This window comes from Streptomyces palmae (assembly GCF_004684805.1).
GTDB lineage: Bacteria > Actinomycetota > Actinomycetes > Streptomycetales > Streptomycetaceae > Streptomyces > Streptomyces palmae.
On the sequence record NZ_SRID01000598.1, the window covers coordinates 1 to 2,342 of the forward strand.

The following is a 2,342-nucleotide window of genomic DNA, read 5'->3' on the forward strand; positions in this document are numbered from 1 at the left end:
CCCGCCGCCTGGGCCTCTGCCGCCGCCCGTCTGACCAGGAGGAGCAGGTTCTCAACGTGCTGGTCCGCCTCGCCGATCGGGTGAGTCTCGGCGACGCCCACCCCTCGACGGCGCCCCCTGCTGGGACGGGCGTCTTACGATCGGTGTCCGCTGTACCGCTCGTGGGAGGATCGCCATGCCGGGTCCGGTCACCGGGGCCAGGGGCACCGTCTCCAGCACGGCCACGCCACGCGACTTCCTCCCTGCTCCCGAGGAGAAGGCGTCGCCGTGAGCACCCTTCCTCCGCCTGTCACCATCGACATGGTCGACTTCTCACTCGCCCGGCTCATGGCCACGGCCCCGGCACTGGACACGGCCTATCTGTCCCTGGGCGCCCCCAAAGCGAACCCCCCGAACAGCCCCTTGATCAACCTCTTCCTCTACAGGCTTCGGGAGGACGTACAACGGCGGCACTCCGGAACCGTCCATCTGGGCGGGCGTGAGAGCGACCACCCGCGAAGAGTCGACCCGCCCCGCTATGCCGAACTCGGCTACATGGTCTCCATTACGTCGACCGCTGCCGACGAACGGGCGCCGGTCCTCCTGAGTACGGTGAGAGACAGTTACCCGCCGTTGGATACGCATACTCTGTTCCAGAGTCTGCTGACGCTGTTCGCCCCGGTCGACCAGCTGCCCCTCTACCTCCCGCCGGAATCCGGCGGTCGCGCCTACCGGTACGGGCTGTCGGCGCTGCTGCGTTTGAACCAGCCGTCCGAGGACGCGCGGTCCGCAGGCGAGATGTGGACGGCGCTTCAGGTCCCGCCGCGGCCGTTTCTGGACCTGTCGGTGACCATCCCGCTGCTTCCCGCTCAGTCCACCATCACCACCGGCACCTGGGTGAAGGCCGTGGCCTTCGACATCACACCCCACACCACCGGCGACGCACCGAAGGAGACCACCACTCTCACCGCCAGCCAGCTCCCCACACCCGGCCTGGACCTGGACAGCGTCGTCGTGACCGGTGGAGAGGAGCGACGCATCACGATCACGGGGCATATCCCGCGGACCGCCACCGGCGCCCGGGCCTGGCTGAGCGACGGCGATGTGTACCTGTCAGGCATGAGCGTCTCCATGCTCACACCGGACGGCCGCTTCCAGGCGACCGGTGCCTACCCGGAACCCGGCATCCCCTACACGGTGCATGTGGTGGCGGTGGGTGATCGCGCCCTTCACGACGGCACGGTGTACGTCGACTCCCCCGAGGCCGTCGCGACCGTGGCCGCGCCCAACGACTGACGGCCCTGGACCGGGCAGAAAGGAGAGCAAGGCGTATGTCCGCGTCGGATCCCACCCCGGTTCCCGCTCCCTGGTGGCCGGCTGAGGCCGACGAGCGGCATCTCCAGGCCCGCCTGTGGGTGCTGGAGGCCCGCGTGCGGCAGCTGCTGGACGCGGATGACGGCGGGGCACAGCACGGCGTCCTCGAACCGCCAACGGCCCGTCCGGCCGACGAGGACGCCGCCACGTCCGCGGTGGAAGAGTGGGCCGACCGCGCCGAGCTGGAGGAGGGCGGTGTGCTGCGGCTGCGCCGCGTCCAGCGTGCCTTCGGCCTGGACGGCACGGAGCTGGATGCCTGGCTTGCCGCCGCGGCTCCCCACGTGGACTCCCGCTTCGCCTCGCTGTACCGCGCTTTCGAGGGTGTCGGACCGCTCGGCCACGCCACCCCCGCCCTGACCGTACGTCTGGCCGGATTGCCCGATACCGCCGCCTACGCGCTGTGGGGCGCCGCGGCACCTCTGCGCGCGGGCGGGCTGGCGGAACTCACCGGGCCGCCGGAGATGGGATTCCTGGCCCGGCCGCTGCTGCCCGCACACCGGATCGTCGCCTTCGTGACCGGCGACGACCGGCTCGACGACACACTGCTGTCCGCCGCACGCCTGGTCCAAGCCTCCTCTGTCGCCCCCGGCGTCTGCGCGGACCGCACATTCCGGCAACTGGCCGCCGCGGCGGCGGCATCGGTCCCGTTCGTCCACGTGCGCCAGCACCCGGGAGCCCACGTACTGGAGGCCGCTGCGGCCACCGCCAAGGGCGACGCTTGCGTCCTGCACCTGGACCTGCGGCGGATCGGCCCACCCGAGGACGCGGCGGGCGTGCTCACCGCCGCCCGCCGCGAGGCACGCCTGCGCGGCTGCACGCTGATCGCCGAACCCCTGGAGGCCCTTACCACCACCCACGGCGACGAGCACGCCTACCAGGATCCGCTGCACATCCTGACCTCACCCGCCATCCACGGCACCGCGGCACCGCTGATCCTGATCGGCTCCAGGCCCTGGGACAACGGCGCCTGCGGCCCCACCCCCTTGCGC

At 71.4% G+C, this 2,342-nt stretch carries 1 protein-coding gene and 1 pseudogene; both read left to right on the forward strand.

The window, feature by feature from the left end:
• Nucleotides 1-267: 267 nt before the first annotated feature.
• Nucleotides 268-1,275, forward strand: a complete 1,008-nt coding sequence (locus E4099_RS31340; RefSeq protein ID WP_135342483.1) for a Pvc16 family protein — start codon at nt 268-270, stop codon at nt 1,273-1,275.
• Nucleotides 1,276-1,310: 35 nt separating this feature from the next.
• A pseudogene (locus E4099_RS31345) lies at nt 1,311-2,342 on the forward strand (hypothetical protein); the annotation flags it as partial.